The following is a 25,531-nucleotide window of genomic DNA, read 5'->3' on the forward strand; positions in this document are numbered from 1 at the left end:
AAAGTTCTTGCTTTGTTCTCATCGACGAAATAGGAATAATTTCATGAACAGAGCGATTCGACACAACATGGACAGTCCCTGGGAGCGGGCGAAGATGGAACAGATCGTGCGCGCCGACATTGCAGCTTTCGGAGCAGGAAGAGCCGAGATGGCCAATGCGATGATCGAGCAGAGTGGCGTGCGTGTCCGTCCGGACCGCAATCGCGGCAGGTCGGCGGGCATCAATCCATCCGGCCGCTTCGAGCCGGTCAGCCGGCATGTCTTCGATGATGGCTGGAATTCGCTGGAGGAACTGCCGCCCTTCAAGACCGAGGTGCAGGTCGAGAAGCCGCGCACCATCATCACTCGCAACGAATCGCCCGACATCTCCTTCGACCGGTCGATCAATCCCTATCGTGGTTGCGAACATGGCTGCGTCTATTGCTTTGCCCGGCCGACGCACAGTTTCATGGGCCTGTCGCCGGGTCTCGATTTCGAATCGAAGCTGTTCGCCAAGCCGGACGCGGCGCGATTGCTCGACAAGGAACTGTCGAAGGACGGCTACCAGCCGCGCACCATCGCCATCGGCACCAACACCGATCCCTACCAGCCGATCGAGAAGCAATATCGGATCATGCGTGAGATCCTCGAAGTGCTTGAAGCGCGCGGGCATCCGGTCGGCATCGTCACCAAGTCCGCTTTGGTGACGCGCGACATCGATATCCTGTCGCGCATGGCCGAGCGCGGGCTGGCCAAGGTGGCGCTGTCGGTGACGACGCTCGATCGCATGCTGGCCAGAACGATGGAGCCCCGCGCCTCGACGCCGACCAAGCGGTTGGAGGCGATCCGACAGCTTTCGGATGCCGGCATTCCGGCCTCGGTCATGGTGGCGCCGATCATCCCCGGCCTGACCGACCAGGAGATGGAACGCATCCTCGATTCGGCACGCGCCGCCGGTGCGCGCGAAGCGGGCTATGTCGTGCTGCGCCTGCCGCTGGAGGTCAGTCCGATCTTCAAGGACTGGCTGCTGCGCCACTATCCCGACCGTTACCGCCACGTGATGTCGCTGATCCGCTCGATGCGGGACGGCAAGGACTACGATTCGGAGTGGGGCAAGCGCATGAAGGGTGCTGGTCCCTACGCCTGGCAGATCGGCCGGCGCTTCGAGATCACCGCCAAGCGGCTCGGCCTCAACGTCGAACGGCGCACGCTTCGGACCGATCAGTTCGTGGCCGGCGGCAAGGACCAGGTGCAGCTGACCTTGCTTTGAAAAGACAATTCCCCGCGGCGGTTTGACCTGTCGCGGCACAGGAATCCCGTCTGGCCTGCCCCGGCCTGCAGACGGTGCCCTCCCGGTCCGGCGCCCCACCCGACCCGGAGGGACTTGCGGAGAATCGGAGCCGATGCGAACCTCGTCGCAACATGGCTCGCGCGCGTTCCGATTCTCCGCTTCTCTTTGAGATCATCGAGAAACCCGATTTCTCCTTCGAGACGAAGGCGATGGCCGATGGCCTGTGGCCGGTGGCGGGCATGGACGAGGCCGGCCGCGGTCCGCTGGCCGGGCCGGTGGTCGCGGCGGCGGTGGTGCTCGACCCCGCCAACATTCCAGACGGGCTCGACGATTCCAAACGTCTCAGCCATCTGCAACGCGAAGCGCTGTTCGTGCGAATTCTTGGCTCGGCGCTGGGCGTTTCGATGGCGTCCATCAGCGCCGAGGGCATCGACGGCAGCAACATCCTAAAGGCCAGCCTGGAAGCGATGCGCCGCGCCCTGGTCGGGCTGTCGGTCCAACCGAAACTCGCGCTCGCCGACGGGCGCGACGTGCCGCCAGGGTTGCCCTGCGTGGGGCGCGCGCTGATCAAGGGCGACCAGCGCTCGCAATCGATCGCCGCTGCCTCGATCGTCGCCAAGGTGATGCGCGACCGCATGATGTGCGGCTGCGGCAACCATCACGAGCGCTACGGGTTCGAGGTCCACATGGGGTACGCCACGGCCCGCCATCGCACGGCGATCGAAGCGCATGGGCCGGTGGCGCGGCTGCACCGCGTGTCCTTCGCGCCGTTCAGGCTTGGCGGGACGGAAGTGGCGGAAGACGAGAGCCTCGCCGGCCTGGATTGAGCGGATAGTTTTCCACAACAAAAAGCCGCCAGGTTTCCCGGGCGGCTTTGATCTTTGCTCTGTGTTACAGGCTCAGTTGAGCTTGGACTTCACATCCGCCAGCGATGCCTTGAAGAGGTCGGCGCCGGCCTTGGCGTCCATCTTGCCGGCGAGCAGCGCACGCGCAGCCTCGACGGCGATGTCGACGGCGCTGGCGCGGACTTCGCTGATGGCGTCTCGCTCGGCCTGACCGATCTTCTGTTCGGCAAGCGCGGTGCGCCTGGCGACATAGTCCTCGGTCTTCTTGTGCGCTTCCGCAGCGAGCATGTCGGCTTCGCGCTTGGCGGCCGCAACGATGTCGGCGGCCTCCTGCTCGGCTTCCTTGCGCTTGCGCTGGTACTGGCCGAGCAGCTGCTGGGCCTCCTCGCGCAACCGGCGCGCTTCATCCAGCTCGTTGCTGATCCTGGCGGCGCGGGCGTCGAGCGCCTTGGCGATCATGCCAGGCACCTTGATGTAAACGGCAACGCCGAGGAAGATGATGAGGGCTATCGTTGCCCAGAGCGTCGCGAGAGATGTGTAATCCATGATGCGCTCCTCACCGGGCCACGGATTTGACCGCGGCCGCGATCTCGGCCTTGCTGGCCTTGCCGCCGACCAGTGCCTCGACGATCGCCGAAGCGGTGTCCTCGGCAATGCTGCCGACTTCCTTCATGGCATTGGCCTTGATGGAAGAAATGCGGGCTTCGGCCTCGCCAAGCTTCTCGTCGAGGGCCGCCTCGACCTTCTTGCGTGCGGTCTCGGCTTCGGCCTTGGCCGCATCGCCGGCCTGCTGGCCGATCGCGTTGGCCTTGGTCTTGGCTTCCGCCAGTTCCTGCTCGTAGGCAGCAACGGCAGCGTCGGCCTCGCCCTTCAACTTGCTCGCCTGGTCGAGGTCCTGGGTGATCCGGTCGTTGCGGACCTCGATGATGCCCCCGACGCGCGGCATCACAACCCGCTTCAGGAAGAGGTAGAACAGCCCGAAAGTGATCGCCAGCCACAGAAGCTGCGACGGGAACGTCGCAGGATCGAATGGTGGAAACGTGCCGTGCGCTTCGGCAGGCACGCTGGTGCCGGAATGCGTGTCGCCTTCCGTCGCAGCGTGGCTGGTGTCGGCTGCAGGTGCGGACTCTTGCGCGAAGGCAGATGTCACGAACATGGACTATCCCCGAAATTCAAGCCTGCCGCTCGCGCGGCCGGCCTGTCCAATCTTCCCAACGCTTAGCTCAGCCGAACAGGGCCAGAAGCGCGATGAGAAGCGAGAAAATGCCCAGAGCTTCGGTCACGGCGAAGCCGAAGATCAGACGGCCGAACTGGCCATCAGCAGCCGACGGGTTGCGCAGAGCGCCCGCCAGGTAGCTGCCGAAGATGTTGCCGAGGCCAATGCCCGCGCCACCCATGCCCAGGCAAGCGATGCCGGCGCCGATGTACTTTGCTGCTTCTGCGTCCATTTGTTCAACTCCTTTGGATCTAAAATTCCGTTGCGATTCAATCCGGCGCCAATGTTGGAAACTCTTGGGCCGGAAACTCTTGCTCAGTGCCCGGGGTGCAGGGCGTCGTTCAGGTACATGCAGGTCAACACCGCAAAGACGTAGGCCTGCAGGAAAGCGACCAGCAGTTCCAGTGCGGTCAGCGCCACCGCCATTGCCAGCGGCAGGACCGAGCCCGCCACACCGACCGCGCCCAGCGCGCTCAGGCTGACGACAAATCCAGAAAACACCTTCAGCGTGATGTGGCCGGCGAGCATGTTAGCGAACAGACGAACCGAGAGGCTGACCGGACGCGACACGAAGGAGATCACCTCGATCAGCACCACCAGCGGCAGCAGGAACACCGGCACGCCATGCGGCACGAACAGTTTCAGGAAGCCGAGACCGTGCTTCATGAAACCGTAGACGACCACGGTTCCGATCACCAGGGCGGCGAGGCCGAAGGTGACGATGATATGGCTGGTGACGGTGAAGAAATACGGGAACAGGCCAAGCAGATTGGCGACCAGCACGAACATGAACAGCGAGAACACGAACGGGAAGAACTTCATGCCCTGCGTGCCGGCGGCATCGCGCAACATGTTGCCGACGAACTCATAGGCCATCTCGGAGACCGACTGAAGCCGGCCAGGAACCAGGCTGCGGCTCGAGGTGGTGAGAAACAGAAATGCCGCCGCAACGACCACGGTTGCGACCATGAACAGCGCAGAATTGGTGAAAGACAGGTCGTAGCCGCCGATCTCGATCGGTATCAGCTTGTTGATATGGAACTGGTGGATCGGATCGACCTTGTCAGCTGCCACGTTCAAACCCCGTCAATGCCGCGTACGGCCTCGTTACGATTACCGCACATGAAGGGCGGTCATTTCCTGTCGTCCTGGTCACGGCGCGATTTATCGCCCTGTCCGAATTCTGCCACAACGCCCGCGGAACGCATGACATTGAGCACGCCGGCACCAAAGCCCAGCAGCAGAAACACGATCAGACCCCATGGCGATGTCCCCGCCAAACGGTCGATGATCCAGCCGATGCCGGCACCCACCACGACCCCGGCGATGAACTCGCTGGAGAGTTTGAGCGCCTGGCCATATCCGGCCACACTGCCCGCTTTCGCGTCGTCTTTCCCCTCGAGCCGGTCCGGCCGCCTTGTCGCAAGCGATGCTTCAAGGTCACGCCGGCGGCGCTCAAGTTCCTCGTCGCGGATTTCGGCTCCATGCTGCTTGCCGCGGCCGGTTTCTCCGGTTCCGTCTGGCCTGTTTTTATCGGCCATCGCAACCCCCCTGCCCGGTCAGACCGTCACCGTCCGTCCGCTTCTAAAGTCGCCGGCAACATAGTTAGAGGGTTTGCGCCAGTCAAGCCACGGGCGGAAGTTCATTGTCATGTATTTTAGGCAACAAAATCAATTGGTTATAAAGGTGCGACATCGTGCCCGCCACGGCGACGGGGATGCGCTGCACGAATCCCCCCGGCATTGGCTGTTCGATCGGCTGCACGCAGCGCGAAAAGATCGGTGACTGTGCGGTGCTCAGCTCCAGCCGCCGCCATAGGTGCGGTAGAAGATATGCAGGCCGATCTTGGTCATCTTCTGCATCGTGCGCGCCCAGCCGGGATGGACATATTGGGCGTAGTAGTGGGTCGACGATCCGACTTCGGGGATAAAGATCTTGCCGGCGGTGACGGCCATGGCGATATCCTGCGCTGTCTTGTAGGCGGCGGGACTGTCGATGCGCTTCCTCCTGCCGTCGCAAGCGAAGGAGAACTGGCAGCGGTTGAACCAGCTGTCGTTCTGGTAGACGACGCCGCAGATCGAATTGGGATAGGCCGGGTTGCGGACGCGATTGAGGATAACCTGGGCGACGGCGGCCTGGCCGCGCACGGATTCGCTTCTCGCCTCGAAATAGATGCCGTTGGCAAGGCATGCCTGCTCCTTCTTGGAGAAGACACTCGCCGGCAGCGGGTTCTGGATCCACGAGTGGTCGCCCTTGACCATCGGCGGGATGAAGCGGCCGTCATTGGGCTGCTCGTCCTGAAGCAGGGCTTCGAAGGGCGACGCCTTGGCATAGTCGGGCTCGGCCTGCGCATAGGCGGTCGCCAGCACATCGGGATGATCATTGTTGACCAGCGCGGCAAGCATGGCCGGCACGCCGGGGTCCGGCTTCTTGTCCTCACGCGCATGGAAGGCCGCGGCGATCTGGATTTCCTTGCCTTTGATCTGCGGTTTGGCAAAAGCCATCTTCAGGCCGCTGTCCATGCTGGGCCGCAGCAAGGAGGAGGTGCGCTCGAAGATCGAGCCGGCATTGAAATTCTTCGGCGGCGCGACGGGAGAAACCTGGACGATGCGGCCTTTCTTGTCGGCGCGCACGATGCGATCCTCGTCGGGCGTGCCGCTGACCTTGCCGCCCTTGCCACGAAACGACACGTTGCCGACGCCGGCCAGATGGACGCCCGATCCGGAGATGGAGCCGGTGACGTCGGAATCGACAAAGGGCATCTCGGCCGCATGGGTCGAGCCGGCGACGGATTTCTCGACATAGGAATTCCAGCGGGTGTTCGACGCTTCGAGGCCGGAGACAAAGCTGGTCATGTCCTGGTAGGCGGCGATGGTCGGAAAGCCGATCCAGATGCCGAGACCGATGACGAACGGGGTCAGAAAGCCACGTTTTTTCTCACCGGCGGCGGCCGCAAGCCGCTTCAACACACGTCGATGCACGGAACTCTCTCCAGGAACGCGACTGACCCCACTGGAGAGCAAAATGATGCATTAACCTTGATGGGACGTTAACAGGTTCGATCGGATCTTGTCAGTCGGCTCAAGGTCGTGGTTCCGAACTCGGGCGATTTCGCGGCCGGCATGCGAAGTCAGGCCGGCCGCAGGAAGATCGGCCAGGCGATCAGCGCGCAGATGGCGGCGGAAAGCCAGACGCCCGTCCATGATCCGACAACCAGAAGCCCGGGGATGGCGATCGGCACCAGGAAGAAGGCGACGAAGACAAAGCTGTTGGCCAGACCGAGCGCCGTCCCGGCATTGCTGGCGCCGGCAAGCGTGGCAAGCTCGGTATAGGCAACGCCGTGCCATGCTGAAACACAGATGCCGGCAACGATCAGCGCGGCAGCGATCGTTGTCGCGAGCACCGGCTGCCAGCCGGGAATGGTGGCCGCGACAAACACAAGCAGCGTGAGGGTGGCAAAGGCGGCTGCGCTCAGCATGCTGAAAAAGCGCAGGAACGATCGGCGATTGCCGTGACGGTCGGTGAAACGGCCGCTCCAGACGCGCATGACCATGGCGCCGACCTGCACGGCTGCCAGGCTGGCGCTGATCACAACCGTTCCCATGCCGCCGAAATCATGCAGGAAGACGGAAGCGAAGGTGAGCACCGCTACTTGCGGGATGCAGAGTAGGCCGATGGCCATTGCGATCCGCCAGACGTCCGGATTGCGCAGCGGTGCCGGGCCGGCCGACACCATGGCGTCGCTGGCGGACGTCGCGCCTTCGCCGGTTGGTGGCTGATGCAACCAGCGCCACGCGAAAAGCGCCGTGACGGCGGAGAATGCGGCCAGCAGGCCGTAGACCGCTGCAAAGCCATGCGCCGAGGCGAGCGACGGCAGGACCAGGGCGCCGAGCCCGCCGCCGAGCGGCACCGCAGTCTGCCTGATGCTCATGGCGAAGCCGCGCTCGCCTTCACGGAACCAGGCCATGATGGCGCGGCCGCTTGAGCCGTTGACGCTGCCGCCAAGCAGCCCCGTGACAAGCAACACGGCGGCCAGAAGCACAACCCCGGGAAGGTGTGCCGGCGACGGCACGACCAGCAATGCCATGAGAAGCAGCCATGCCGCGGTGGCGCCGAGGCCGGTGAGCAGCACGCGGCGATCGCCCCAGCGATCGGTGAGCAATCCCCATGGCAGTTCGCTCAGCGCCACACCCAGGCCAAGCAGACCGAGAACCAGCCCGAGCTGACCATTACCGAGCTGGTAGCCAGAGCGCAAGAAGACCGCCGTCGCCGGGATGCCGGAGAAGGTCGCGGAAAAACTGGCATTGGCGGCAACGCCGATGCCCAGCACCTTCCAGCGATGATTGGAGCGGACCGTCGCGGCACCAGCCGCGGCTGCGCCAGCCTGTTGCCGAGGCCTGTCCTGGCTGCATTGCAAATCCGTAGCGACGAGCGACATGGCTGAATTCCCTTGATGGTCCGACTGCATCCGGACCTTGACGCCTCGTCTTTACCGCCATAGCTTCATGCTGAATATGGGGAAGTATTTGACTTACTATCCTGAAAATCAGGACTATCGCCATGCGACGCGTGACATTCGACCTCGACGTTCTCCGCAGTTTCGTCACCGGCATGGAGTTGGGCAGCTTCGCCAAGGCTGCCGACCGGCTTGGCCGATCGACGTCGGCGGTCAGCGCCCAATTGAAGAAACTGGAGGAGCAGGCGGCGACGCCGATCTTCCGCAAGTCGGGGCGCGGCCTCGCCTTGACCGAAGCCGGCGAGACCATGCTCGGCTATGCGCGGCGGCTGATCGAGCTCAACGACGAGGCGGCATCCGCCATCCACGACGTCGAGCTGGAAGGCTGGGTACGGCTCGGGCTGCAGGAGGATTTCGGCGAGGCGGTGCTGCCTGACGTGCTCGGCCGCTTCGCCCGCGCTCATCCCAAGGTCAAGATCGAAGCCAGGATCGCGCGCAGCCACGAACTCGCCGAAAGGATCATGTCAGGCAACCTCGACATCGCGCTCGCCTGGCACAGCGGCGAGACGCTGCCTTACAGCGAGCACGTCGCCGATGTTCAGATGCGCTGGATCGGCCCGGCAAAGCGCATCGAGACACATTTGCGCGACGGCGAGCCGCTGCCGCTGGTGGCGCTCGAAACACCCTGCCTTTTGCGCACGGTGGCAGCCGAAACGCTCGACCGCGCCGGCCTGTCGTGGCGGATGGCCTTTTCCAGCCCAAGCCTTGGCGGCATCTGGGCGGCTGTCGCGGCGGGACTGGGGCTGACGATCCGCACCGACATCGGTCTGCCGCCCAGCGTCAGCGCGATGACACCGGAGATCGCTGGGCTGCCGGCACTGCCCAAAATGGCGTTGTTCCTGCACCGCAAGGACGCCGAACCCGAGCCGGTGGTAGCGCGCCTCGCCGCTATCCTGCGGCAAGCGGCATTGGAAGCGCTGCCCGAAAATGTGCAAGCCGCGCATGGCGGTTTGCGCAACGTGGCGTGATCGCAAGAGCTGCGACGCTCAGTGTTTCTTGGCCCGGCCGGCGAACGGGTTGTCGGAGGTGCGCAGCGCAATGCGGATCGGCACGCCGGGCATATCAAAGGCTTCACGCAGGCTGTTCGAGAGATAGCGGACATAGGATTGCGGCATCGCCTCGGGCCGCGAGCATTGGACGACGAAGCCCGGCGGCCGCGTCTTGGCCTGGGTGACATATTTGACCTTCAACCGGCGGCCGGCGACGGCAGGCGGCGGGTGATGTGCCAGGATGCTTTCCAGCCAGCGGTTGAGCTTGCCGGTCGAGACGCGGCTGTTCCACACCTTGTGGGTCTTCAGCACTGCGTCCATCAGCTTGTCGAGGCCGCGCCCGGTTTCGGCCGAGACAGGCACGGCCTGGATGCCGCGCACCTGCGGCAGCAGCCGCTCGGTCTTCTCGCGCAGTTCCGCAAGAAGCTCCTGCGGATGGTCGATCAGGTCCCACTTGTTGAAGGCGATCACCGGCGCCCGCCCCTCGCGGATGATCAGGTCGGCGATCTGCAGATCCTGCTTCTCGAAGGGAATGGTGGCGTCGAGCACGATGATGACGATCTCGGCGAAGCGGATGGCGCGCAAGCCATCCTGCACCGACATCACTTCCAGTTTTTCGTGGATCCTGGCCTTACGGCGCATGCCGGCCGTGTCGAACAGTTTCAAGCGGCGGCCATGCCAGTCCCAATCGACGGAGATGGAATCACGGGTGATGCCGGCTTCCGGCCCGGTCAACAGCCGCTCCTCGCCGATCAGCGCGTTGATCAGCGTCGATTTGCCGGCATTCGGGCGGCCGACGACGGCGATGCGCATCGGCTTGGTGTCGTCGTAAGTAGGCTCCGCATCCGGGTCGACGATGTCCTCGCCGATCAGCACCTCGCCGGCGACGACCTCTTCGCCTTCGCCGTCTTCTTCTTCACCAAAGGCGCGCGCCTCGCCAAGCGCTCCGATCACCGCGTCGCGCAGGTCGGGCATGCCCTGGCCGTGTTCGGCCGACACCGGGATCGGCTCACCGAGGCCGAGCTCCCAGGCCTCCAGCATGCCGCCCTGGGCGCCCTTCGCCTCGGCCTTGTTGGCGACCAGCACGACCGGCTTGCCGGACTTGCGCACGATCTCGGCGAAAGTCTTGTCATCGGGCATCAGGCCGGACTTGGCATCGACCGTGAAGAAGATCAGGTCGGCCTCGCGGATGGCGATCTCGGTCTGCGCCCGCATGCGGCCGGGCAAGGTCGAGGCGGCGGCGTCCTCGAAGCCGGCGGTGTCGATGACGTCGAAATGCAGGTCGTAAAGCTTGGCGGCATGAACGCGGCGATCGCGGGTGACGCCCGGCGTGTCGTCGACAAGCGCCAGCTTCCTTCCCACCAGCCGATTGAAAAGAGTCGATTTGCCGACGTTAGGTCTGCCGATGATGGCGACTTTGAAGGTCACGACGCACTGCCCGACCCGCGGATAAGCTCGGACATCAAGGTTGCCCGCTCACGGGTGTTGCGCGGTGCGCCGTCGTCGGCGGCAATCTGGTCGAACAGCTTCAGCGCGTCCTGGGTCTTGCCTTCCTTCCAGGCGGAAAGACCGAGCGCCTCACGCGCCGTGTGGCGCAGCGTGTTGGTGTCTGACGTAAGCGCCTCGACCCGGCTGGAGACATCGGCGAAGGAGCCGTGATCGACAAGCAGGAGCGCTGCCCTGAGGCGGGCCATGTCGCGAATGCCCGAGGGAATGGCCGTATCGGCGGCGACGTCGTCGAAATCCTTGACGGCGGCGGCGACGTCGCCCTTGCTGGCCTTGACGGTCGCGGCGCGCATGCGGGCGAGCAGCGGATAAGCGCCGTAGCCATCCTTCTCCAACTGGTCGAGAGCGGTCAGCGCTTCGTCGTTCTTGCCGTCATTGGCAAGCTTCAGCGCCTGCGAGAACGCATCGCCGGAGCGGTTGGCGCGCGTCTCGTCCCAGTAGCGATAGCCGACGAAGGCGGCGGTGCCGAGCACCACGAGGATCGCGAGGACAAGCAAGGCGGGACCGAAACGGTCCCATAGCTTCTGCGCCTGTTCGCGACGCATCTCGTCGTTGACTTCACGGATAAAACTGTCGTCGGACATCAATCAAACCATTCCTGCCCTCTCGGGCCGTTGTCAGCCCGCGTTTTAGCGAAATTTTTTCGGCATGGAAGGGGTTCGGCGGGAAAATCGCCTATTCCCACGGCGGGCCGCCCAAAAGGCCAATCGCACCCGCGCCACATTTGCGCGATAGCCGGCTTCCAGACATCCTCCGAGTTAAGATCAGATTGCCGATGTATCGTCCGTTCCGCGCTGTTGCGTTTTCCCTCGCTTCGCTCGCCACCGCCGGTTTGGCTTTGGCCGATCCGCCGGCGCCACCGACGCCGGCAAAGCCCAGGCAGGTCGTCATCATCTCTTTCGACAGCGCCCGCGACATTTCGCAATGGAAGCGCAGCCGCGCGCTGGCGCAGCGCACCGGCGCGCATTTCACTTACTTTCTGTCCTGCGTGTTCCTGCTGTCGCCGGAAACGCGCAAGGAATACACGGCGCCCGGCAAAACATCAGGCAAATCCAACATCGGCTTTGCCGCCTCCAAGCAGGAAGTGAGCGAACGGCTCGAGCAGATCGGACTTGCCGCGCATGAGGGCCACGATATCGCCAGCCATGGCTGCGGCCATTTCGACGGCAAGGACTGGAGCAAGGCCGACTGGCTGAAGGAGTTCGGCTCGTTCGAGCACATTCTCGAGAACGCCTATGCGATCAACGGCATCGCACCCGAACCCAACGCCTGGCGCGATTTCGCAAGGCATGCAGTGGTCGGGTTCCGCGCGCCGTATTTGTCGACAGGCAAGGCGCTCTACGAGGCGTTGCCGGCGGCCGGCTATCAATTCGACGCGAGCGGTGTCTCACAGGGCCCTGCCCGGCCGACGGCCAGCCACGGCATCCTGCACTTTTCACTGCCGCAGATTCCGGAAGGACCGAAATCGAGGCCGGTGATCGCCATGGATTACAATCTCTATGTCAGACATTCAGGCGGCTTCGAGCGGCCGAGCAAGGCGGACGAATTCGCCAACCGAACCTACGATGCCTTTCGCGCCGCCTTTGATGCGCAGTATCAGGGCAAGCGCATTCCGCTGGAACTCGGCTTCCACTTCGCCCTGATGAATGACGGCGCCTACTGGAACGCGCTGGAGCGCTTCGCCGGCGAGGTCTGCGTCAAGGCCGATGTCGAATGCATCAGTTTTCGCGATTATGTCGAGCGGCAGGATGCTGCCCAAAAGCAAGCATCGGTCGGCGGCTGAGCCGCCAACCCGGTTCCAAACCTCAGCTCTTTAGGCCGGGTCCTCAGCGCCTTGCCGTTCCAGGTAGCGCTGATCGATCGGCGGCAGCGGCTCGCCTTGCAGCGTCGCTTCAAAGGCGCGCAGGCGTTTGTGGACTGATTGCAGCTCGACGATGGTCGACCAGGAGGTGAGCAGAAACTGCAGCGAACCCGTCACTTTGCCGAATGCGTTCGAGATCTGGTTCAGTGCGCCGAAGGTTATCTTGTGCGCCACCAGTGACGGACCCAGGATCAGCAGCGAGAAGATATTGTCAGCCTGCAGATACGTATACCGGACCACGTTGAAATAGATGTAGTGGAAATAGAGCCTGAAATAGTTGTGACGAACGTTCGCGAACAGCTCGGCGGTGGTAGCTGGCTGGGCCCTCTCCGCATGATCTTCGCCATAGACAAGTTCCTTGCGATAGGCGGCCTCGACACGCTGGTTGCGAAACTGGAGCCCCGGAAGTTTCAGGCCGGCAATCATCACTGAGATCGTTCCGAACAGACACCAGGCCAGGGCTGCGACAACCAATGGCTGCGGGATCGCGCCGACAATCGGCAACTCGCTGATGTGAGCCTGCAACTGGATCATGACCGGCAGGAATGCGATCAACGTCATGATCGACTGGACGAAGCTCGAGCCGAGATCCTCCATGATCTGCGAGAACCGCATCGTGTCTTCCTGGATACGCTGCGAGGCGCCCTCGATATGGCGTAGCCTGCCCCAGTTCTCGACGAAATAATTGTTCATCGCGGTGCGCCAGCGGAAGATCCAGTGGCTGACGATGAAGGCGTTGACCACCTGCACATTCATGCCGACGAGCGCGAGCCACGAAAAATCGGCCAGCCCGATGTAAAACTCACCGTTGGTCGACTTTCCAGTCCCCGACATCAGCCCCTGCACATAGTCGAAGAAGGGCCCGTACCAGGCGTTGACCGCGACGCTGACCTGCACATTGAAATAGATGAAGAACAGGATGACCGCCGTCATCAGGATGGACCAGCGCTGCCAAGGATGCGGCGAATACCAGCTCCAGAACGCGTAGAAGACGAGCACGCAAAACGCGAAGTAGAGATAGAACCAGAGAAACGGCGGCGACAAAAGGATGGCGATGCCGATGATGGAGGGCGCGCCCGCCGCGGCCGGCGGCAGTCCGAAAACGGCGCCCAACTGCTCGCCGCCGAAAAACCAGAACAGGATCGCCGCAAGGCTCCAGATGGCTGCCGAAGAGAAAAAAAGCTTCGGCTGCGGGAAGAAGGATACGAACACTGTGGGGGATTCCTCGGTCGATGCGCAAATCAGCGGGGTTTAGCGGGCATAAAGTCACATATTAGGTGGAAAGCAAATGCCTACCCGATGCCCGGCATCGAGCAACCCTATAATCATGGCGATTTTGGCGCGGCCGACCATGTGATGGCGCCGGAGACGACCAGCATGGCAGCGGCGGTGATCGAGGCGAGGAAGAAATCGCCTGACATTTGCGCCAGCAACCCGGCGGCGATCGGGCCGATGATCTGGCCAAGGCCGAAGGTCGCCGTCATCAAGGCAAAGATACGCCGCGGCGCTTTTGGCGCCTGGTGCCGCGCGGCCTGCAGGCCAAGTGCCGTGATGGCAATGAAGGTGCCGCCGAGCAGCAGGCCGCCAAGCAGCGGCCCTGTGCGGCCGCCGATGGCCACGCTGGCGGTGACACCCGCAACTTCGATGAAGCATGCCAGCGCATAGGCTGCGTAAAGCCCGATCCGGGCGGCGATCTTCTGCCAGAGCCAGGTGGAGGGAAAACCGGCAAGGCCGGCGACCATCCACACCATGGCCTCGAAGACGCGGCTGCCGCCGCCTTGCCGGACGATGGCGACCAGGAACGTCGCCGTCACCACATAGCCAAAACCGAACAGGCCGTAGGCAACGATGATCTTCATCAGCGACCAGTCCTTCGGCAGCGACGGCTCGCGCGTGGCGTTGCCATTGGCGAGAGGGCCTTCGTTCGCCAACAGCGCGACGACGACGAAACCGCAAGCCGAAATTGCCGCCGACCAGAGCCAGCCAGCCGCCCAGCCGGCATGTTCGGTGACCAGCGCCGCCATCATCGCCGCGGACACCGCGATACCGAGGCCAACGCCGCCAAAATGCCACGCCTGCAGGTCGCCGCGGCCGGCAGCGCTAATATGGCTGAAAACGATGCTGGCCATGAACACCATGACGAAGGCGCTGGTCAGGCCGGCCAGAAAGCGGATGACGAGAAAGGCGACCATGGTGTCGGACAGTCCCATCAACGCAGCAAGGGCCGTGCTGGCGCCGAGACCCACCAGCATCAGCATGCGTTCACGTCCCTGCGCCCAACCGCCCGCCGCCGCCAGCGCGCCGACGAGGTAGCCAAGATAGTTGGCGGAGGCGATCCACCCGGCATCGGCCGGCGACAGATGGAGTTCCTCCATCATGCCAGGCAGGATCGGCGTGTAGACAAAGCGGCCGATGCCCATGGCAACAGCCATGGCGATCATGCCGGCGACGGCGAAACGGATTGCTGTCGAGGTGGGTGTCATTGCAGTGCACAATAAGTGCGCGAGGCGGTGAAACAATCCACCTTTGGTTGGGCCAGCGCGGTCGCAGTGCGCGGCGCTCGCCTCGACTTTTGCTTAAGCCGGAAAGCGAGACGTCCGCTCAGAGACTGCTTCGAAATTCGCTCTGGCGAGTCATATGGTGGTGGTTTCGAGAACCGTAGCACAGCGGACATTTGGTCCGTGAGCAACGGAAGCGCAGAAAACGCCATCAGATGGCCGCCAGAGTAGAATTTCCAAACAGGCTCTCAGCAGCGTCCACCGAAACCGGCATGCCATGAAGCAGTCTCGTGCACCGTCCGCTGCGCCGTCAGCCTGAACGGCACATCACCCAATTCGCGCTCCGACATGGTGTTGAGCACAGGATGCGAAAGCGGATCGGTCAGCGTCACGCTCTCCCGGCTTGGCTCTTGCGGAGCATGGGTGGAGAAAAAGATCTTCAGCGATGACAACATGCTCAGCATTTTCGGCTCCGCGGGTCTGGCTCCCTCCGTAAAGTCTGCCGTTTCGATGTGTCTTTCAATTGAGATTTCAGCCGGATCGGTTTAGAAAAACTCAAATGGCCATGCTCAATCGCGTCCATCTCAACGGCCTTCGCGCCGTCGAAACCGTCGCCCGTCTCGGCTCGCTCGCGGCGGCCGCCGGCGAACTCAACGTTTCCGTCAGCGCCGTCAGCCAGCAGATCAGCCGCACCGAGAAACAGCTCGGCCAGGCGCTGTTCGAGCGAACGGCGAGCGGTCTCGTGCTGACCGAGTTCGGCGCCGTCTTCGCGGCCCGCCTCGGTGCGGGGTTTCGCGAGCTTGCCCACGCCGTGGCGCTGGCCGACGAGGCGACGCAATGCACATTGGTGGTTTCGGTGGCGCCGGCCTTTGCCTCGAAGTGGCTGCTGCCGCGGCTGTCGCGTCACTTCGCCCGGCATCCCAACGTGCTGTTGCGCATCGATGCTTCGGTGCGGCTGGCCGATCTCGACCACTCCGACATCGATATTGCCATCCGGCTCGGCGACGGCAAATGGCCGGGCGGGAGGGCGGAACTGCTTTTGGCCCAGGAAGTCTTTCCGGTCTGCGCCCCGGTGATCGCCAGGAAACTGAAATCGATCGAGGACCTTGCCCAGACCTGCGCCATCACCGACGAGCGGGCTATGATCAACTGGGAAAGCTGGTTCGAGGCAGCCGGTGTTCCACCCGTCACCTTCCTGAAGGGCGCGCGCTTCACCGATCCGATGCTGTGCCTGGAATCGGCGATCGCTGGCCATGGCGTGATGCTCGGCTGGCAATTGCTCACCGCCGATGCGCTGGCCGACGGCCGGCTCGTGGCGCCGTTCGGGATCCGCGCCCAGAGCGGCCTCGGCTATTGGCTGGTGACCTCCTCGGCCAAGGCCGAAAACCGCAAGGTCCGGGATTTCAAGGTCTGGATCAAGGAAGAGATCGAGGCGACGATGGCACAGTTCGGGTCGCCGAATGTGGCCACCGCACCCACCGGTGGGATCGCGGTGGAAAGCACCGTCGCACCGGTCTATGTAGAGTGAGACATCAAACTACGGCAGGCAGGATCATGACCACACATTCGCGCGGCGTTGCCGCATCGATAGACCCGGTGAAGCTCGACAGGCTGGCGGAAGTCGCCATCAAGGTCGGGCTGCGGTTGCAACCCGGACAGGACCTGGTGCTGACGTCGTCGATCGCGGCGCTGCCGCTGACCAGACGGATCGTCGAGCATGCCTACAAGGCCGGCGCCGGGCTGGTGACGCCGATATTCAACGACGACGAGATGACGCTGGCGCGCTATCGCTTCGGCGCCGATGCCAGTTTCGACCGGGCCGCCGGTTGGCTTTATGAAGGCATGGCGAAGGCCTTCGCCAACAATGCGGCGCGGCTTGCCGTACGCGGCGAGGATCCGTCGCTGTTGTCGGCGCAGGATCCGGCGAAAGTGGCGCGCGCCAACAAGGCGAATTCGATGGCCTATCAGCCGGCACTGGAGAAGATCACCGGCTTCGATATCAACTGGAACATCGTCGCCTACCCGGATCTCGCCTGGGCCAGGCAGGTCTTCCCAGATGATGCCGACGACGTTGCCGTGGCGAAGCTCGCCGACGCCATCTTTGCGGCGTCGCGGGTGGACGTTGAAGACCCGATCGGCAACTGGAAGGCGCACAATGCAGCACTTCGTGGCCGCACCGAATGGCTCAACGGCCACAATTTCCATGCGCTGCATTTCACCGGGCCGGGCACCGACCTGACCGTCGGGCTGGCGGACGGCCATGAATGGATGGGCGGCGCCTCGACCGCCAAGAACGGCATTACCTGCAACCCGAACATCCCGACCGAGGAAGTCTTCACCACGCCGCATGCCAGGCGCGTCGAGGGCCATGTCTCCTCGACCAAGCCGCTGTCCTACCAAGGCACGCTGATCGACGAGATCTCGGTGCGTTTCGAGGAGGGCCGGATCGTCGAGGCGAAGGCTTCGAAGGGCGAGGACGTGCTGAAGAAGGTGCTCGACACCGACGAGGGCGCGCGCCGTCTCGGCGAGGTGGCGCTGGTGCCGCATTCTTCGCCGATCGCGGCCAGCGGCCTGTTGTTCTTCAACACGCTGTTCGACGAGAACGCCGCCTGCCACATCGCACTCGGCCAGTGCTATTCGAAGTGTTTCGTCGACGGCGCCTCGCTCCGCCAGGACGAAATCGCCGCACGCGGCGGCAACAAGAGCTTCATCCACATCGACTGGATGATCGGCTCGGACAAGATCGACATAGATGGCGTCCACAAGGATGGCGCTCGTGTGCCGGTGATGCGCAAGGGCGAGTGGGCCTGACAGGCACTTGAGGAACGTCGGATGGCCTTCGACCTGGCGGTCAAGCGGATCTACGAGCCGCCGGCGCCCGACGATGGGCAACGGGTTCTGGTCGACCGGATCTGGCCACGCGGCGTCAGTAAGCAAGAGGCCGTGTTGGCGCTATGGCTGAGGGAGATCGCACCGAGCGATGGCTTGCGCGGATGGTTCGGCCATGCGCCGGAGCGCTGGGCGGAGTTTCAGAAGCGATATCGGGCTGAGCTGGACGGGAATGCAGAGGCGGTCGGGCAGTTGCGTGCGCTGCTCGACACCGGAAAGGTCACGCTGCTCTATGGTGCGCATGACGAGGCGCACAACAATGCGGTGGCGCTGGCGGCGTATCTCAGAAAGTCGGATTGAAGGGCGCCTATTCCCTGCAACGGTGGCGATTGGCCGATCTCCCCACTTGCGGGGGAGATGCCTGAGACAAGTTCGATTTTGGAACAACCAACGGTTGGCGATCCTTCCCACCCCCCTCTGGCCTGCCGGCCATCTCCCCCGCAAGGGGGGAGATCGGCAGCTTCGCCGGCCTGCTACTCCAACCCGCCCACCGCCTGCTGATAAACATCCGGCTTGAAGCCGACCAGAATCCTGTCGCCCAGGTCCAGCACCGGCCGCTTGATCATGGTCGGCTTGGCCAGCATGAGCGCCTTGGCCTTCTTCTCGTCGAGGTTCTGCTTGTCCGTGTCGGCCAATTCGCGAAAGGTCGTGCTTGCCTTGTTGAGCAGAATTTCCCAGCCAACCTTGCCGACCCAGCCATCCAGCCGCTTCGCCTCCAGCCCTTCCACCCTGTAGTCGTGAAAACGATAGGGCACATCATGACCTTCCAGCCAGACGCGTGCCTTCCTGATCGTGTCGCAGGTGGTGATGCCGTACATCGTGATCATCAAGCGCACTTCCCCAAACTGACAGTCGAATCCGCTCCCAGCCTAGAACCGCCCTTCCCGCTTTGCCAGCACCCGTGGCTGGCATCCTTCGAATTTTGGCTGTTGCCAACACTAAGGAATTTTCCTAAGTAATGGCCAAAGCCGGAAAGGATTGACCATGGCCAAGATCGTTGTATCGGAATTCATCTCCATTGATGGCGTGATGGAAGCGCCGGGAGGCGAGCCGGGCTACCGGCACACCAACTGGGTCGGCAAACGGCACGAGGCCGGACAGATCGAGTACAAATTCCAAGAGGTACTGGACCACGAAGCGCTGCTGATCGGCCGGGTGACCTATGAAAGCTTCGCCGACGCCTGGCCGACTTACAAAGGCGCCTTTGCGGACCGGATGAACAGCATGCCGAAATATGTGGTGTCGACGACGGTGAAGACCCCGGCCTGGAACAACACGACGGTCCTTCAAGGCGAACCGATGGCCGCGATCCGCAAACTCAAGCAGGATCTGAAAGGCGATATCGTCGTTGGCGGCAGCCGCACGCTGGTCAATGCGCTCAAGCAGCACGACCTTGTCGACGAATACCGGCTGATGGTGTTCCCGGTCATACTCGGCAGCGGCGCGCAGCTTTTCGACAGGACCGAGGACGCGGCGGACCTCAGGTTGGTCGACACACGCTCCTTCGCCAACGGCGCCGTGGTGCTCACTTACCGTGTCGAGCGGTGATCGCCATGACAAGTCTGCAATCCGCGACACAAACACCGCCACCGATCGACGGCATTTTTCGCGCCCTGTCGGACCCGACGCGGCGACGCGTGGTCGAGCGGTTGAACCGCAGCCCCGCCTCGGTCAGCGAACTTGCGCAGCCCTTCGACATGGCCCTGCCCTCGTTCATCGAGCATCTCAGGGTCCTCGAAGGCTGCGGACTGGTGCGCTCGGAAAAGACTGGCCGGGTCCGAACCTATCAACTGGCGCCCGAGCCGCTGAAGCTCGCCGAAAACTGGCTGGCCGAACAGCGCACGCTCTGGGAGCGCCGCCTCGACCAGTTCGACGCCTATGTGATGACCCTGAAGGAGAAAGACGCATGAGCTATCCGTTCAAGCCGGATCCCAGGCTGGACCTCGTGCTGGAGCGTGTCGTCGATGCGCCGCGCGAGTTGTTGTGGAAGGCCTGGACGACCCCTGCCCATGTCAAGCAATGGTTCACGCCGAAGCCATGGATGGTCACCGACTGCGAGATCGACCTCAGGCCGGGCGGGCTGTTTCGCACGCGCATGCAGTCGCCTGACGGCAAGGAGGTCAGCGACCGCCATTGCTGCTATCTGGAAATCGTGCCGAACGAGAGGTTGGTGTGGACGGATGCGCTGCTGCCGGGTTATCGGCCGTCAGGGGAGCCGTTCATCACCGCGGTCATTTCCTTGCAGCCGGACGGCAAGGGTACGCGCTACACCGCCACCGCCATCCACCGCGACGAAGCGACCCGCAAGAACCATGAAGAGATGGGCTTCTTCGATGGCTGGGGCACGGTGGCGGATCAACTGGCAGAGTACGTGAAGACGATTTGAACTCTCACATGCGGCCGGGCTATCGTCCCGGCCGCCATGCTTATTTTCAAGCCTGCCGCGAAGCGAGCAGGCTCCCGGAGTCCGGTATTATTTCCGGCCTCAATAGTAGAAGCGCTCTTCGGTGATCTTGCCGTTCTTGACCGTGTACACGCCGACCTCATCCATGGTGACACGCTCGCCCGTAGCCTTGGGCGTTATGTCGAACTTGAAGCGCACTGCGAACTGGTCGCCGTTGACATAGGGGCCTTCGACCGAGCCGCCATGGACTTCGTGGTTCTCTTGCCACCACTGGCCCTTCTGCTTGAGGGCCTCCTTGCCATGCGAGACGGCCATCGGCCCCTCCATGGCTTCGTAGCTGACGATTTCGTCGGCATTGTATTTCTCGGCGGCACCGTGGTGGTCGCCTTGCTGTAGGAGTTCGGTGAAATCCTTGGCAATTTCCGCGATGGTCATTTGTGTTCCTCCTGTTCAGACGCATTGCAATTAGGGGACAGCCTGTTGGCCTGCCATCATCGATCCGCTTGGTAGCTGACAAGCGATGTCAGGATGATGATATCGCGCGGGGTATGTGACGACGATTTGAGGGAGCGATCGGCGATCACATCGCCCTCAGCGGCCGGCCGTTTAGGCCACCGTGACGGCTTTGGAAGCCGAAGTCGAATTCGCCTTGCAGATACATACGCAAACGCCCGCAGAAGTACGCTCCTGCCTTGTACTACATAGAACAAAACAGGAACTTAGCTTCGAGTCAAGCGTGAATTTCCACGCCTCCGATACCACGGGTGCCACCCATTTGCCGTCGGTGAGGCAGTCCGGGATGACTGGTCACCTGCGGTGCTCCGGTTCTGGAGTGTCAGTGAAACTAGCCTGGCAGCATAGGGCAGTTGGCGCCCCGGCGCAGGCTGATATGCGCCACATCGCCGACGCTGAATTGAAAACCATCGGCCTGACGCGGCGCGTCGATGACAACAGGCGCGCCCTGCCCCAGTTCGGCATGCAGGCGCAACGTGCGGCCGTGAAAGACGATGCTGTTGACGCGCGCTGGCGCCGTGCCGGGTGCCGCCTCGGTGGCCGCGAGCAAATCCTCGGGCCGCACGCCGACAGTGCGGATAGTGCCCTCGGCCGGAGCTTCGCCGGTTTCGGAGGTCGCTTCGAGCGGCAAGGCACCGGCGGCGAACCGCAAGCGATCGCCGTCGCGCCCGATAAAACGCGACTGCAACAGGTTCATGGTACCGATGAAACTGGCGACGAATGTGGTCGCGGGCCGGTCGTAGAGCGTTGCCGGCGGCGCGATCTGCTCGATGCGGCCCGTGTTCATGACGACGATGCGATCGGAGATCGACAGCGCTTCGGTCTGGTCGTGGGTGACCATGACGAAGGTGGTGCCGAGCCGCGACTGCAGCCGCTTCAACTCGACCTGCATCTGTTCGCGCAGATGCGCGTCGAGCGCCGACAGCGGCTCGTCGAGCAAGAGCACGCGCGGCTCGCAGACGATGGCACGGGCGAGCGCGACGCGCTGGCGCTGGCCGCCCGACAGTTCGGAGACGCGGGCGCCGAGCTTGTCGGCCAGACCAACCATATCGAGGGCTTCGCCGACGCGCTTTGCCTGCTCGGCGCCGGAAAGTTTTCGCAAGGACAGGCCGAAGCCGACATTTTCGGCAACGTTCATATGCGGAAACAACGCGTAATCCTGGAACACGGTGTTGACTGGCCGGTCGTAGGGCCTGAGGGCAGTGATATCACGGCCGTCGAGCAGAACCTTGCCGCTCGACGGGCTTTCGAAGCCGGCGATGACGCGCAGGCTGGTGGTCTTGCCGCAGCCCGACGGCCCAAGCAAGGTGAGAAACTCGCCGCGGACGATCTCGAGATCGACGGCGTCGAGGCCGACAATGCCGCCGGGAAAGATCTTCGAGACCGCCTGCAGCCGGACGAGAGGATCAGGCGCCATCGCGAACCTCGGACGGCTTGGTGGTGTTGACCCACAGGATCTGGCAGCGCTCGGCGCCCGGATTGCGGAAGGCGTGCAAAAGCGTGCTCTTGAACGCAAAACTGTCGCCGGTCTTCAGCACGTAGTTCGTCGAATCCACCACCAGCTCGACCTCACCCGAAACGACGAAGCCGAATTCATGGCCAGCATGGGCATAGGCCTCGGCGGTGCCGCCGCCGGCTTCCACCGACACCAGCATGCCGGTCAGCGTCGCACCCGGCGGCGACAGCAGCGCCTTGGCAATGCCTTCAGATTTGACCGGAATGGCGCGGCGGCTGTTGGCACGCACGCAATAGAGATCGTTGACGGCATCGTTGCCGTCGGCGATCAGCGCCGACGGCTCGATGTCGAGGGCGGCCGCGAGCGGCCAGATCACCTTGACGCGTAGCGAGGACATGCCGCGCTCGATCTGGCTGAGCGCGCCGATCGACACCCCTGCCCTGGCGGCCAGATCGGCCAGCGACAGGTTGCGTTCAAGCCGCAGCGCCCGCACGCGCCGGCCGACCCGCACATCGGCATCGTCCTTCGGCTTTTCAGCCGCTTCGTCCAGCATGTCCATGCATTCGTCCTCGTCGTAGTGTCTTTGTCGGAGCCGCTTGGCGGGACTCTCCCTTCTCCCCTTGTGGGAGAAGGTGTCGCCGAAGGCGACAGATGAGGGGTGTTCCAGCTTGGCACCAACGGCGCTCCGGCCAGCACCCCTCAACCGTCTCGGCGCTTCGCGCCGATCCACCTTCTCCCACAAGGGGAGAAGGGAAGATCAGCGTCAGCCGCCTGCCTTGACCTTTTCGAACATCTTGGCGAGTTCGTCATTCTGTTTCATCGGTCCGGTGAAGATGGTGGTTTTCAGCATCACCTCGGGGTCGGACGGCAGCTGCAGCTTCTCCAGCTCCTCCTTCGGCACGGTGGCAAAGGCAGAGCTCAGTGAACTGCCATAGCCATAGGACTCGATCAGGTATTTGCCGGAGTCGGCGTCCAGCCGGCTGTTGATGAAATCATAGGCGAGATCGACATTCTTGGCGTCCTTGAGCATGACGAAGCCGCAGGACCAGGTCAGCATGCCCTCCTTCGGCTTCATGAACTCGACCGGCACCCCTTGCTTCTTCAGCGAGGTGGCCGACGCGTTCCAGGTCATGGCGGCGACCAGCTGGCCGCTGGCCAGCGCCTGTTCGACCGAGGTCATGTCGGTGGTGTAGTTGGAGAGCAGCGGACGCTGCTCGCGCAGCTTCTCCGCCACCTTGTCCATTTGCTCCGGCGTCATGTCGAACGGATTGACGCCGGCCAGAAGTGCCGCAACGATCGGCGTGTCATGCACGGCGTCGATGGTCGCCATGCGACCGGCATACTGCTTGTCCCACAGAAGGTTCCAGCTCGCTTCCGGGTTCTTCACCAGATCGGTGCGGTAGAGGATCGATGTGTTGCCCCAGTCCCACGGCACCATCCAGACCTTGCCGTCACCGGCCTGCAGGTCGGGCAGGTTCTTGAACACGGGGAAGATCGAATCCCAGTTCTTGATGCGCTTGGTGTCGATCGGCTGCAGCAGGCCTTCCTTGTTCCAGCGCGCCACCTTGTCGTAGCAGGGATGGGCGATGTCAGGGCGGAAGCCCGCCTTGACCTTGGTGAAGGCGTCATCATCGTCACCGAAGATGGAGGCCTCGACGCCATCGGGATGCGCGGCAAGGAAGCTCTTGTTGAAGTCGGGCAGTTCATAACCCGACCAGGTGAAATATTGCAGCTTGTCGCCGGCGAAAGCCACGGTCGACGACAGCGCCAAAGCCAGGGCGGCCAGGCCGGTCCGGGCCATCTTTGCAGATATCAGGTCGAATGCCATTGCAGTTCTCCTCTCTTGGTTTGTTTTGGTTGTGATGGATCCGCGGGTCGTGGCGCCGCTGCGGACAGGCCGCGATGGCGCAGGATTTCGGCGATTGCAGCAATGACGAAGGAGAGGGCCAGGATCGACGTGCCCAGCGCCATGACGGTCGGCAGCGATTTCGGGAACCTAAGCTGGCTCCAGATATAGAGCGGCAGCGTCGGCTCTGTGCCGGCGAGGAAGAAGACGACGATGAACTCGTCGAAGGAGATCAGGAAGGCCAGCATAAAGGCCGAGATGATGGCCGGCAGGCTGAGCGGCAGCATCACCCGCCGGAAGGTCGTCCAGTCGGAAGCGCCGAGGTCGAGTGCCGCCTCGCGAATGGTTTTCGGGATGGCAGCAAAGCGGCTGCGCATGATCACCACCGTCGTTGGCAGTGCCACCAGTATGTGGCCGAGAACGATGGCAATGCGCGACGGCCCGAGACCGATGAGGTTGATGAGGATCAGCAGCGATATGCCGACGATGACACCCGGGATGAGGATCGGCAGCCGCGCGACGGCGCTGATGACGGCGGCCAGCGGCGAGCGGCCATAGAGATCCATGTAGGACACGGTGATGCCACACAGCGTTGCCCCCGTGGCGGCAATCGCAGCGATGACGAGGCTGTTGACGAGCGCGCCGGACAGCACCGAATTGCCGTACAGCGTCGCGTACCATTGCAAGGTGAAGCCCTGCAGCGGAAATGCTGCCTGGATCGAGTTGTTGAAGGAAAACAGCGGGATCAGCAGCACCGGCAGATAGAGAAAGACCAGGTAGGCGATGACATAGACGCCAAGCCAGCGGCCGCCACCCTGCGCGTGCGCGATGTTCATGTGCGGCTGCCAAATCTGCGGTCGGTGAAGCGTGCGACCAGCACCACGGCAAGGATGACCAGCATGACGGCAACGGCGAGTGCGGCGCCAAACGGCCAGTCGTTGGCCTTGCCGAACTCGGCCTGGATCAGCGTACCGATCATAGTGCTGGCCGGGCCGCCGACGAGCGCAGGCGTGACATAGTCGCCGACCGTCGGCACGAAGACGACAAGTGCGGCCGCCAGCACGCCGGGCATCGAATTGGGCAGCACGACCCGGCGGAAAGAGGTGAAGGGTCTGGCGCCGAGATCGGAAGCGGCCTCGATCAGCGACTTCGGGATGGTGTCCAGCGCCACATAGATCGGCAGGATGGCGAACGGCGCATAGGCGTGGGCGAGCGTGACGACGACAGCGGCCGGCGTGTTGAGAAAGGCCAATGTCGGCTCGGACCAGATGTCGCTTTCGATCAGCGCCGAGTTCAAAACGCCGTTGTAGGCGAGCACGATCTTCCAGGCGAAGACGCGCAGGAGATAGCTGGTCCAGAACGGCAGCGTCACCAGGAACAGCAGCAGGCCTCGCCGCCGTCCGGCATGGAAGGCAAGGTAATAGGCAACGGGATAGGCGGTGACGACGGTGGCCAGCGTCACCAGCGCGGCAATGACCAGCGAGCGCAGCGTCACCGTCCAGTACAGCGGATCGGACAGCACGGTGGCGAAATTCGCCAGGCTGAAACCGGTGCCGAGCAGCGAACCGTCATTGTTGCGGAAGGCGAGGAAAAGCACCAGTCCAAGGGCAAACAGGATCAGCAGGAAGGTGACCAGCGCGCCCGGCAGTAACATCGCGACCCGGAAGCCCGATGAAGACCGGGCTTCTGGCGCTTGCGTTGCAACAATGGTCGACATCGACC

At 63.2% G+C, this 25,531-nt stretch carries 29 protein-coding genes; 10 read left to right on the top strand and 19 right to left on the bottom strand.

The window, feature by feature from the left end; translation table 11 throughout:
- Nucleotides 1-94: 94 nt before the first annotated feature.
- Nucleotides 95-1,249, top strand: coding sequence for a PA0069 family radical SAM protein (locus AC07FD_RS03775; protein ID WP_146606157.1), 1,155 nt, complete (start codon nt 95-97; stop codon nt 1,247-1,249).
- A gap of 152 nt (nt 1,250-1,401) precedes the next feature.
- On the top strand, nt 1,402-2,097 hold the full coding sequence (locus AC07FD_RS03780; protein WP_478348707.1) for a ribonuclease HII: 696 nt from the start codon (nt 1,402-1,404) through the stop codon (nt 2,095-2,097).
- Between the two features lie 72 nt (nt 2,098-2,169).
- Here AC07FD_RS03780 and AC07FD_RS03785 read toward each other — a convergent pair whose 3' ends face one another.
- From AC07FD_RS03785 to AC07FD_RS03815, 7 genes are all read right to left on the bottom strand, one after another.
- Nucleotides 2,170-2,661 carry a F0F1 ATP synthase subunit B gene (locus tag AC07FD_RS03785; RefSeq protein ID WP_095091887.1) on the bottom strand — a complete coding sequence of 164 codons (492 nt, stop codon included), beginning with the start codon at nt 2,659-2,661 and terminating at the stop codon, nt 2,170-2,172.
- Between the two features lie 10 nt (nt 2,662-2,671).
- On the bottom strand, nt 2,672-3,271 hold the full coding sequence (locus tag AC07FD_RS03790; RefSeq protein WP_478348708.1) for a F0F1 ATP synthase subunit B: 600 nt from the start codon (nt 3,269-3,271) through the stop codon (nt 2,672-2,674).
- A 67-nt stretch (nt 3,272-3,338) separates the two neighbouring features.
- Nucleotides 3,339-3,563, bottom strand: a complete 225-nt coding sequence (locus tag AC07FD_RS03795; RefSeq protein ID WP_006206606.1) for a F0F1 ATP synthase subunit C — start codon at nt 3,561-3,563, stop codon at nt 3,339-3,341.
- 83 nt (nt 3,564-3,646) lie between these two features.
- Nucleotides 3,647-4,405, bottom strand: a complete 759-nt coding sequence (locus AC07FD_RS03800; protein ID WP_095091979.1) for a F0F1 ATP synthase subunit A — start codon at nt 4,403-4,405, stop codon at nt 3,647-3,649.
- A gap of 59 nt (nt 4,406-4,464) precedes the next feature.
- Nucleotides 4,465-4,872, bottom strand: coding sequence for an AtpZ/AtpI family protein (locus AC07FD_RS03805; RefSeq protein WP_478348709.1), 408 nt, complete (start codon nt 4,870-4,872; stop codon nt 4,465-4,467).
- 255 nt (nt 4,873-5,127) lie between these two features.
- Entirely contained in the window at nt 5,128-6,312 is a 1,185-nt protein-coding gene (locus AC07FD_RS03810) for a cell wall hydrolase (protein WP_478348710.1), read from the bottom strand.
- A gap of 149 nt (nt 6,313-6,461) precedes the next feature.
- The gene (locus AC07FD_RS03815; protein ID WP_478348711.1) at nt 6,462-7,769 is read right to left on the bottom strand and encodes an MFS transporter; all 1,308 of its coding nucleotides are present in this window, start codon (nt 7,767-7,769) and stop codon (nt 6,462-6,464) included.
- Nucleotides 7,770-7,891: 122 nt separating this feature from the next.
- On the opposite strand from AC07FD_RS03815, the gene AC07FD_RS03820 reads away from it, so the two are divergent.
- The gene (locus tag AC07FD_RS03820) at nt 7,892-8,815 is read left to right on the top strand and encodes a LysR substrate-binding domain-containing protein (RefSeq protein WP_478348712.1); all 924 of its coding nucleotides are present in this window, start codon (nt 7,892-7,894) and stop codon (nt 8,813-8,815) included.
- A gap of 18 nt (nt 8,816-8,833) precedes the next feature.
- On the opposite strand, the gene der is transcribed toward AC07FD_RS03820, so the two are convergent.
- A complete protein-coding gene (gene der, locus AC07FD_RS03825) occupies nt 8,834-10,264 on the bottom strand; it encodes a ribosome biogenesis GTPase Der (RefSeq protein WP_478348713.1) in 1,431 nt (476 codons plus the stop codon).
- Entirely contained in the window at nt 10,261-10,926 is a 666-nt protein-coding gene (locus tag AC07FD_RS03830; protein WP_478348714.1) for a tetratricopeptide repeat protein, read from the bottom strand. Before AC07FD_RS03830 ends, der begins: the two co-directional genes overlap by 4 nt.
- Nucleotides 10,927-11,117: 191 nt before the next feature.
- On the opposite strand from AC07FD_RS03830, the gene AC07FD_RS03835 reads away from it, so the two are divergent.
- The gene (locus tag AC07FD_RS03835) at nt 11,118-12,125 is read left to right on the top strand and encodes a polysaccharide deacetylase family protein (RefSeq protein WP_478348715.1); all 1,008 of its coding nucleotides are present in this window, start codon (nt 11,118-11,120) and stop codon (nt 12,123-12,125) included.
- Between the two features lie 30 nt (nt 12,126-12,155).
- Here the strand turns inward: AC07FD_RS03835 and sbmA are convergent, their stop codons facing one another.
- From sbmA to AC07FD_RS03850, 3 genes are all read right to left on the bottom strand, one after another.
- Complete coding sequence (sbmA, locus tag AC07FD_RS03840) at nt 12,156-13,415, bottom strand: peptide antibiotic transporter SbmA (RefSeq protein WP_478348716.1); 1,260 nt, start codon at nt 13,413-13,415, stop codon at nt 12,156-12,158.
- A gap of 113 nt (nt 13,416-13,528) precedes the next feature.
- On the bottom strand, nt 13,529-14,686 hold the full coding sequence (locus tag AC07FD_RS03845) for a YbfB/YjiJ family MFS transporter (RefSeq protein WP_478348717.1): 1,158 nt from the start codon (nt 14,684-14,686) through the stop codon (nt 13,529-13,531).
- 263 nt (nt 14,687-14,949) lie between these two features.
- Nucleotides 14,950-15,165, bottom strand: a complete 216-nt coding sequence (locus tag AC07FD_RS03850; RefSeq protein ID WP_478348718.1) for a hypothetical protein — start codon at nt 15,163-15,165, stop codon at nt 14,950-14,952.
- Between the two features lie 95 nt (nt 15,166-15,260).
- On the opposite strand from AC07FD_RS03850, the gene AC07FD_RS03855 reads away from it, so the two are divergent.
- From AC07FD_RS03855 to AC07FD_RS03865, 3 genes are read left to right on the top strand one after another with little or no spacing between them, the layout of a single operon-like run.
- Nucleotides 15,261-16,229 (top strand): LysR substrate-binding domain-containing protein, encoded by a 969-nt coding sequence (locus tag AC07FD_RS03855; RefSeq protein WP_478348719.1) that lies wholly within the window; start codon nt 15,261-15,263, stop codon nt 16,227-16,229.
- Nucleotides 16,230-16,255: 26 nt separating this feature from the next.
- Nucleotides 16,256-17,512 carry an aminopeptidase gene (locus AC07FD_RS03860; protein ID WP_478348720.1) on the top strand — a complete coding sequence of 419 codons (1,257 nt, stop codon included), beginning with the start codon at nt 16,256-16,258 and terminating at the stop codon, nt 17,510-17,512.
- Nucleotides 17,513-17,533: 21 nt separating this feature from the next.
- A complete protein-coding gene (locus AC07FD_RS03865; protein WP_095091874.1) occupies nt 17,534-17,890 on the top strand; it encodes a DUF488 domain-containing protein in 357 nt (118 codons plus the stop codon).
- Between the two features lie 173 nt (nt 17,891-18,063).
- On the opposite strand, the gene AC07FD_RS03870 is transcribed toward AC07FD_RS03865, so the two are convergent.
- The gene (locus AC07FD_RS03870; RefSeq protein ID WP_478348721.1) at nt 18,064-18,420 is read right to left on the bottom strand and encodes an ArsC family reductase; all 357 of its coding nucleotides are present in this window, start codon (nt 18,418-18,420) and stop codon (nt 18,064-18,066) included.
- Nucleotides 18,421-18,574: 154 nt separating this feature from the next.
- On the opposite strand from AC07FD_RS03870, the gene AC07FD_RS03875 reads away from it, so the two are divergent.
- Genes AC07FD_RS03875 through AC07FD_RS03885 form a run of 3 tightly spaced genes read left to right on the top strand, consistent with a single transcriptional unit; the run spans nt 18,575 to nt 19,976 of the window.
- A complete protein-coding gene (locus AC07FD_RS03875; protein WP_478348722.1) occupies nt 18,575-19,138 on the top strand; it encodes a dihydrofolate reductase family protein in 564 nt (187 codons plus the stop codon).
- Nucleotides 19,139-19,143: 5 nt separating this feature from the next.
- Nucleotides 19,144-19,500 carry an ArsR/SmtB family transcription factor gene (locus tag AC07FD_RS03880; protein WP_477397313.1) on the top strand — a complete coding sequence of 119 codons (357 nt, stop codon included), beginning with the start codon at nt 19,144-19,146 and terminating at the stop codon, nt 19,498-19,500.
- Entirely contained in the window at nt 19,497-19,976 is a 480-nt protein-coding gene (locus AC07FD_RS03885; RefSeq protein ID WP_095091872.1) for an SRPBCC family protein, read from the top strand. Before AC07FD_RS03880 ends, AC07FD_RS03885 begins: the two co-directional genes overlap by 4 nt.
- 99 nt (nt 19,977-20,075) lie before the next feature.
- On the opposite strand, the gene AC07FD_RS03890 is transcribed toward AC07FD_RS03885, so the two are convergent.
- From AC07FD_RS03890 to AC07FD_RS03915, 6 genes are all read right to left on the bottom strand, one after another.
- Nucleotides 20,076-20,429 (bottom strand): SnoaL-like domain-containing protein, encoded by a 354-nt coding sequence (locus tag AC07FD_RS03890; protein WP_477413668.1) that lies wholly within the window; start codon nt 20,427-20,429, stop codon nt 20,076-20,078.
- Nucleotides 20,430-20,838: 409 nt separating this feature from the next.
- Complete coding sequence (locus AC07FD_RS03895; protein WP_478348723.1) at nt 20,839-21,924, bottom strand: ABC transporter ATP-binding protein; 1,086 nt, start codon at nt 21,922-21,924, stop codon at nt 20,839-20,841.
- Nucleotides 21,914-22,522, bottom strand: coding sequence for a cupin domain-containing protein (locus tag AC07FD_RS03900; RefSeq protein WP_478348724.1), 609 nt, complete (start codon nt 22,520-22,522; stop codon nt 21,914-21,916). The genes AC07FD_RS03895 and AC07FD_RS03900 overlap by 11 nt, the downstream gene beginning before the upstream one ends.
- Nucleotides 22,523-22,726: 204 nt before the next feature.
- Nucleotides 22,727-23,791 (bottom strand): ABC transporter substrate-binding protein, encoded by a 1,065-nt coding sequence (locus AC07FD_RS03905; RefSeq protein WP_478348725.1) that lies wholly within the window; start codon nt 23,789-23,791, stop codon nt 22,727-22,729.
- Nucleotides 23,776-24,645, bottom strand: coding sequence for an ABC transporter permease (locus AC07FD_RS03910; RefSeq protein ID WP_478348726.1), 870 nt, complete (start codon nt 24,643-24,645; stop codon nt 23,776-23,778). The genes AC07FD_RS03905 and AC07FD_RS03910 overlap by 16 nt, the downstream gene beginning before the upstream one ends.
- On the bottom strand, nt 24,642-25,526 hold the full coding sequence (locus AC07FD_RS03915) for an ABC transporter permease (protein ID WP_478348727.1): 885 nt from the start codon (nt 25,524-25,526) through the stop codon (nt 24,642-24,644). Before AC07FD_RS03915 ends, AC07FD_RS03910 begins: the two co-directional genes overlap by 4 nt.
- Nucleotides 25,527-25,531: the final 5 nt, after the last annotated feature.

The organism is Mesorhizobium waitakense, from assembly GCF_056431085.1.

What these genes read in the sequence shown, in the direction of transcription:
- AC07FD_RS03890 (WP_477413668.1), bottom strand. Translation starts at nt 20,429, where the DNA reads ATGACCATCGCGGAAATTGCCAAGGATTTCACCGAACTCCTACAGCAA.
- AC07FD_RS03795 (WP_006206606.1), bottom strand. Translation starts at nt 3,563, where the DNA reads ATGGACGCAGAAGCAGCAAAGTACATCGGCGCCGGCATCGCTTGCCTG.
- AC07FD_RS03875 (WP_478348722.1), top strand. Translation starts at nt 18,575, where the DNA reads ATGGCCAAGATCGTTGTATCGGAATTCATCTCCATTGATGGCGTGATG.
- AC07FD_RS03820 (WP_478348712.1), top strand. Translation starts at nt 7,892, where the DNA reads ATGCGACGCGTGACATTCGACCTCGACGTTCTCCGCAGTTTCGTCACC.
- AC07FD_RS03785 (WP_095091887.1), bottom strand. Translation starts at nt 2,661, where the DNA reads ATGGATTACACATCTCTCGCGACGCTCTGGGCAACGATAGCCCTCATC.
- AC07FD_RS03830 (WP_478348714.1), bottom strand. Translation starts at nt 10,926, where the DNA reads ATGTCCGACGACAGTTTTATCCGTGAAGTCAACGACGAGATGCGTCGC.
- AC07FD_RS03860 (WP_478348720.1), top strand. Translation starts at nt 16,256, where the DNA reads ATGACCACACATTCGCGCGGCGTTGCCGCATCGATAGACCCGGTGAAG.
- AC07FD_RS03835 (WP_478348715.1), top strand. Translation starts at nt 11,118, where the DNA reads ATGTATCGTCCGTTCCGCGCTGTTGCGTTTTCCCTCGCTTCGCTCGCC.
- AC07FD_RS03880 (WP_477397313.1), top strand. Translation starts at nt 19,144, where the DNA reads ATGACAAGTCTGCAATCCGCGACACAAACACCGCCACCGATCGACGGC.
- AC07FD_RS03790 (WP_478348708.1), bottom strand. Translation starts at nt 3,271, where the DNA reads ATGTTCGTGACATCTGCCTTCGCGCAAGAGTCCGCACCTGCAGCCGAC.
- AC07FD_RS03885 (WP_095091872.1), top strand. Translation starts at nt 19,497, where the DNA reads ATGAGCTATCCGTTCAAGCCGGATCCCAGGCTGGACCTCGTGCTGGAG.
- AC07FD_RS03910 (WP_478348726.1), bottom strand. Translation starts at nt 24,645, where the DNA reads ATGAACATCGCGCACGCGCAGGGTGGCGGCCGCTGGCTTGGCGTCTAT.
- AC07FD_RS03905 (WP_478348725.1), bottom strand. Translation starts at nt 23,791, where the DNA reads ATGGCATTCGACCTGATATCTGCAAAGATGGCCCGGACCGGCCTGGCC.
- AC07FD_RS03780 (WP_478348707.1), top strand. Translation starts at nt 1,402, where the DNA reads ATGGCTCGCGCGCGTTCCGATTCTCCGCTTCTCTTTGAGATCATCGAG.
- AC07FD_RS03865 (WP_095091874.1), top strand. Translation starts at nt 17,534, where the DNA reads ATGGCCTTCGACCTGGCGGTCAAGCGGATCTACGAGCCGCCGGCGCCC.
- AC07FD_RS03850 (WP_478348718.1), bottom strand. Translation starts at nt 15,165, where the DNA reads ATGCTGAGCATGTTGTCATCGCTGAAGATCTTTTTCTCCACCCATGCT.
- AC07FD_RS03855 (WP_478348719.1), top strand. Translation starts at nt 15,261, where the DNA reads ATGGCCATGCTCAATCGCGTCCATCTCAACGGCCTTCGCGCCGTCGAA.
- AC07FD_RS03895 (WP_478348723.1), bottom strand. Translation starts at nt 21,924, where the DNA reads ATGGCGCCTGATCCTCTCGTCCGGCTGCAGGCGGTCTCGAAGATCTTT.
- AC07FD_RS03775 (WP_146606157.1), top strand. Translation starts at nt 95, where the DNA reads ATGGAACAGATCGTGCGCGCCGACATTGCAGCTTTCGGAGCAGGAAGA.
- AC07FD_RS03915 (WP_478348727.1), bottom strand. Translation starts at nt 25,526, where the DNA reads ATGTCGACCATTGTTGCAACGCAAGCGCCAGAAGCCCGGTCTTCATCG.
- AC07FD_RS03845 (WP_478348717.1), bottom strand. Translation starts at nt 14,686, where the DNA reads ATGACACCCACCTCGACAGCAATCCGTTTCGCCGTCGCCGGCATGATC.
- AC07FD_RS03815 (WP_478348711.1), bottom strand. Translation starts at nt 7,769, where the DNA reads ATGTCGCTCGTCGCTACGGATTTGCAATGCAGCCAGGACAGGCCTCGG.
- AC07FD_RS03805 (WP_478348709.1), bottom strand. Translation starts at nt 4,872, where the DNA reads ATGGCCGATAAAAACAGGCCAGACGGAACCGGAGAAACCGGCCGCGGC.
- AC07FD_RS03900 (WP_478348724.1), bottom strand. Translation starts at nt 22,522, where the DNA reads ATGGACATGCTGGACGAAGCGGCTGAAAAGCCGAAGGACGATGCCGAT.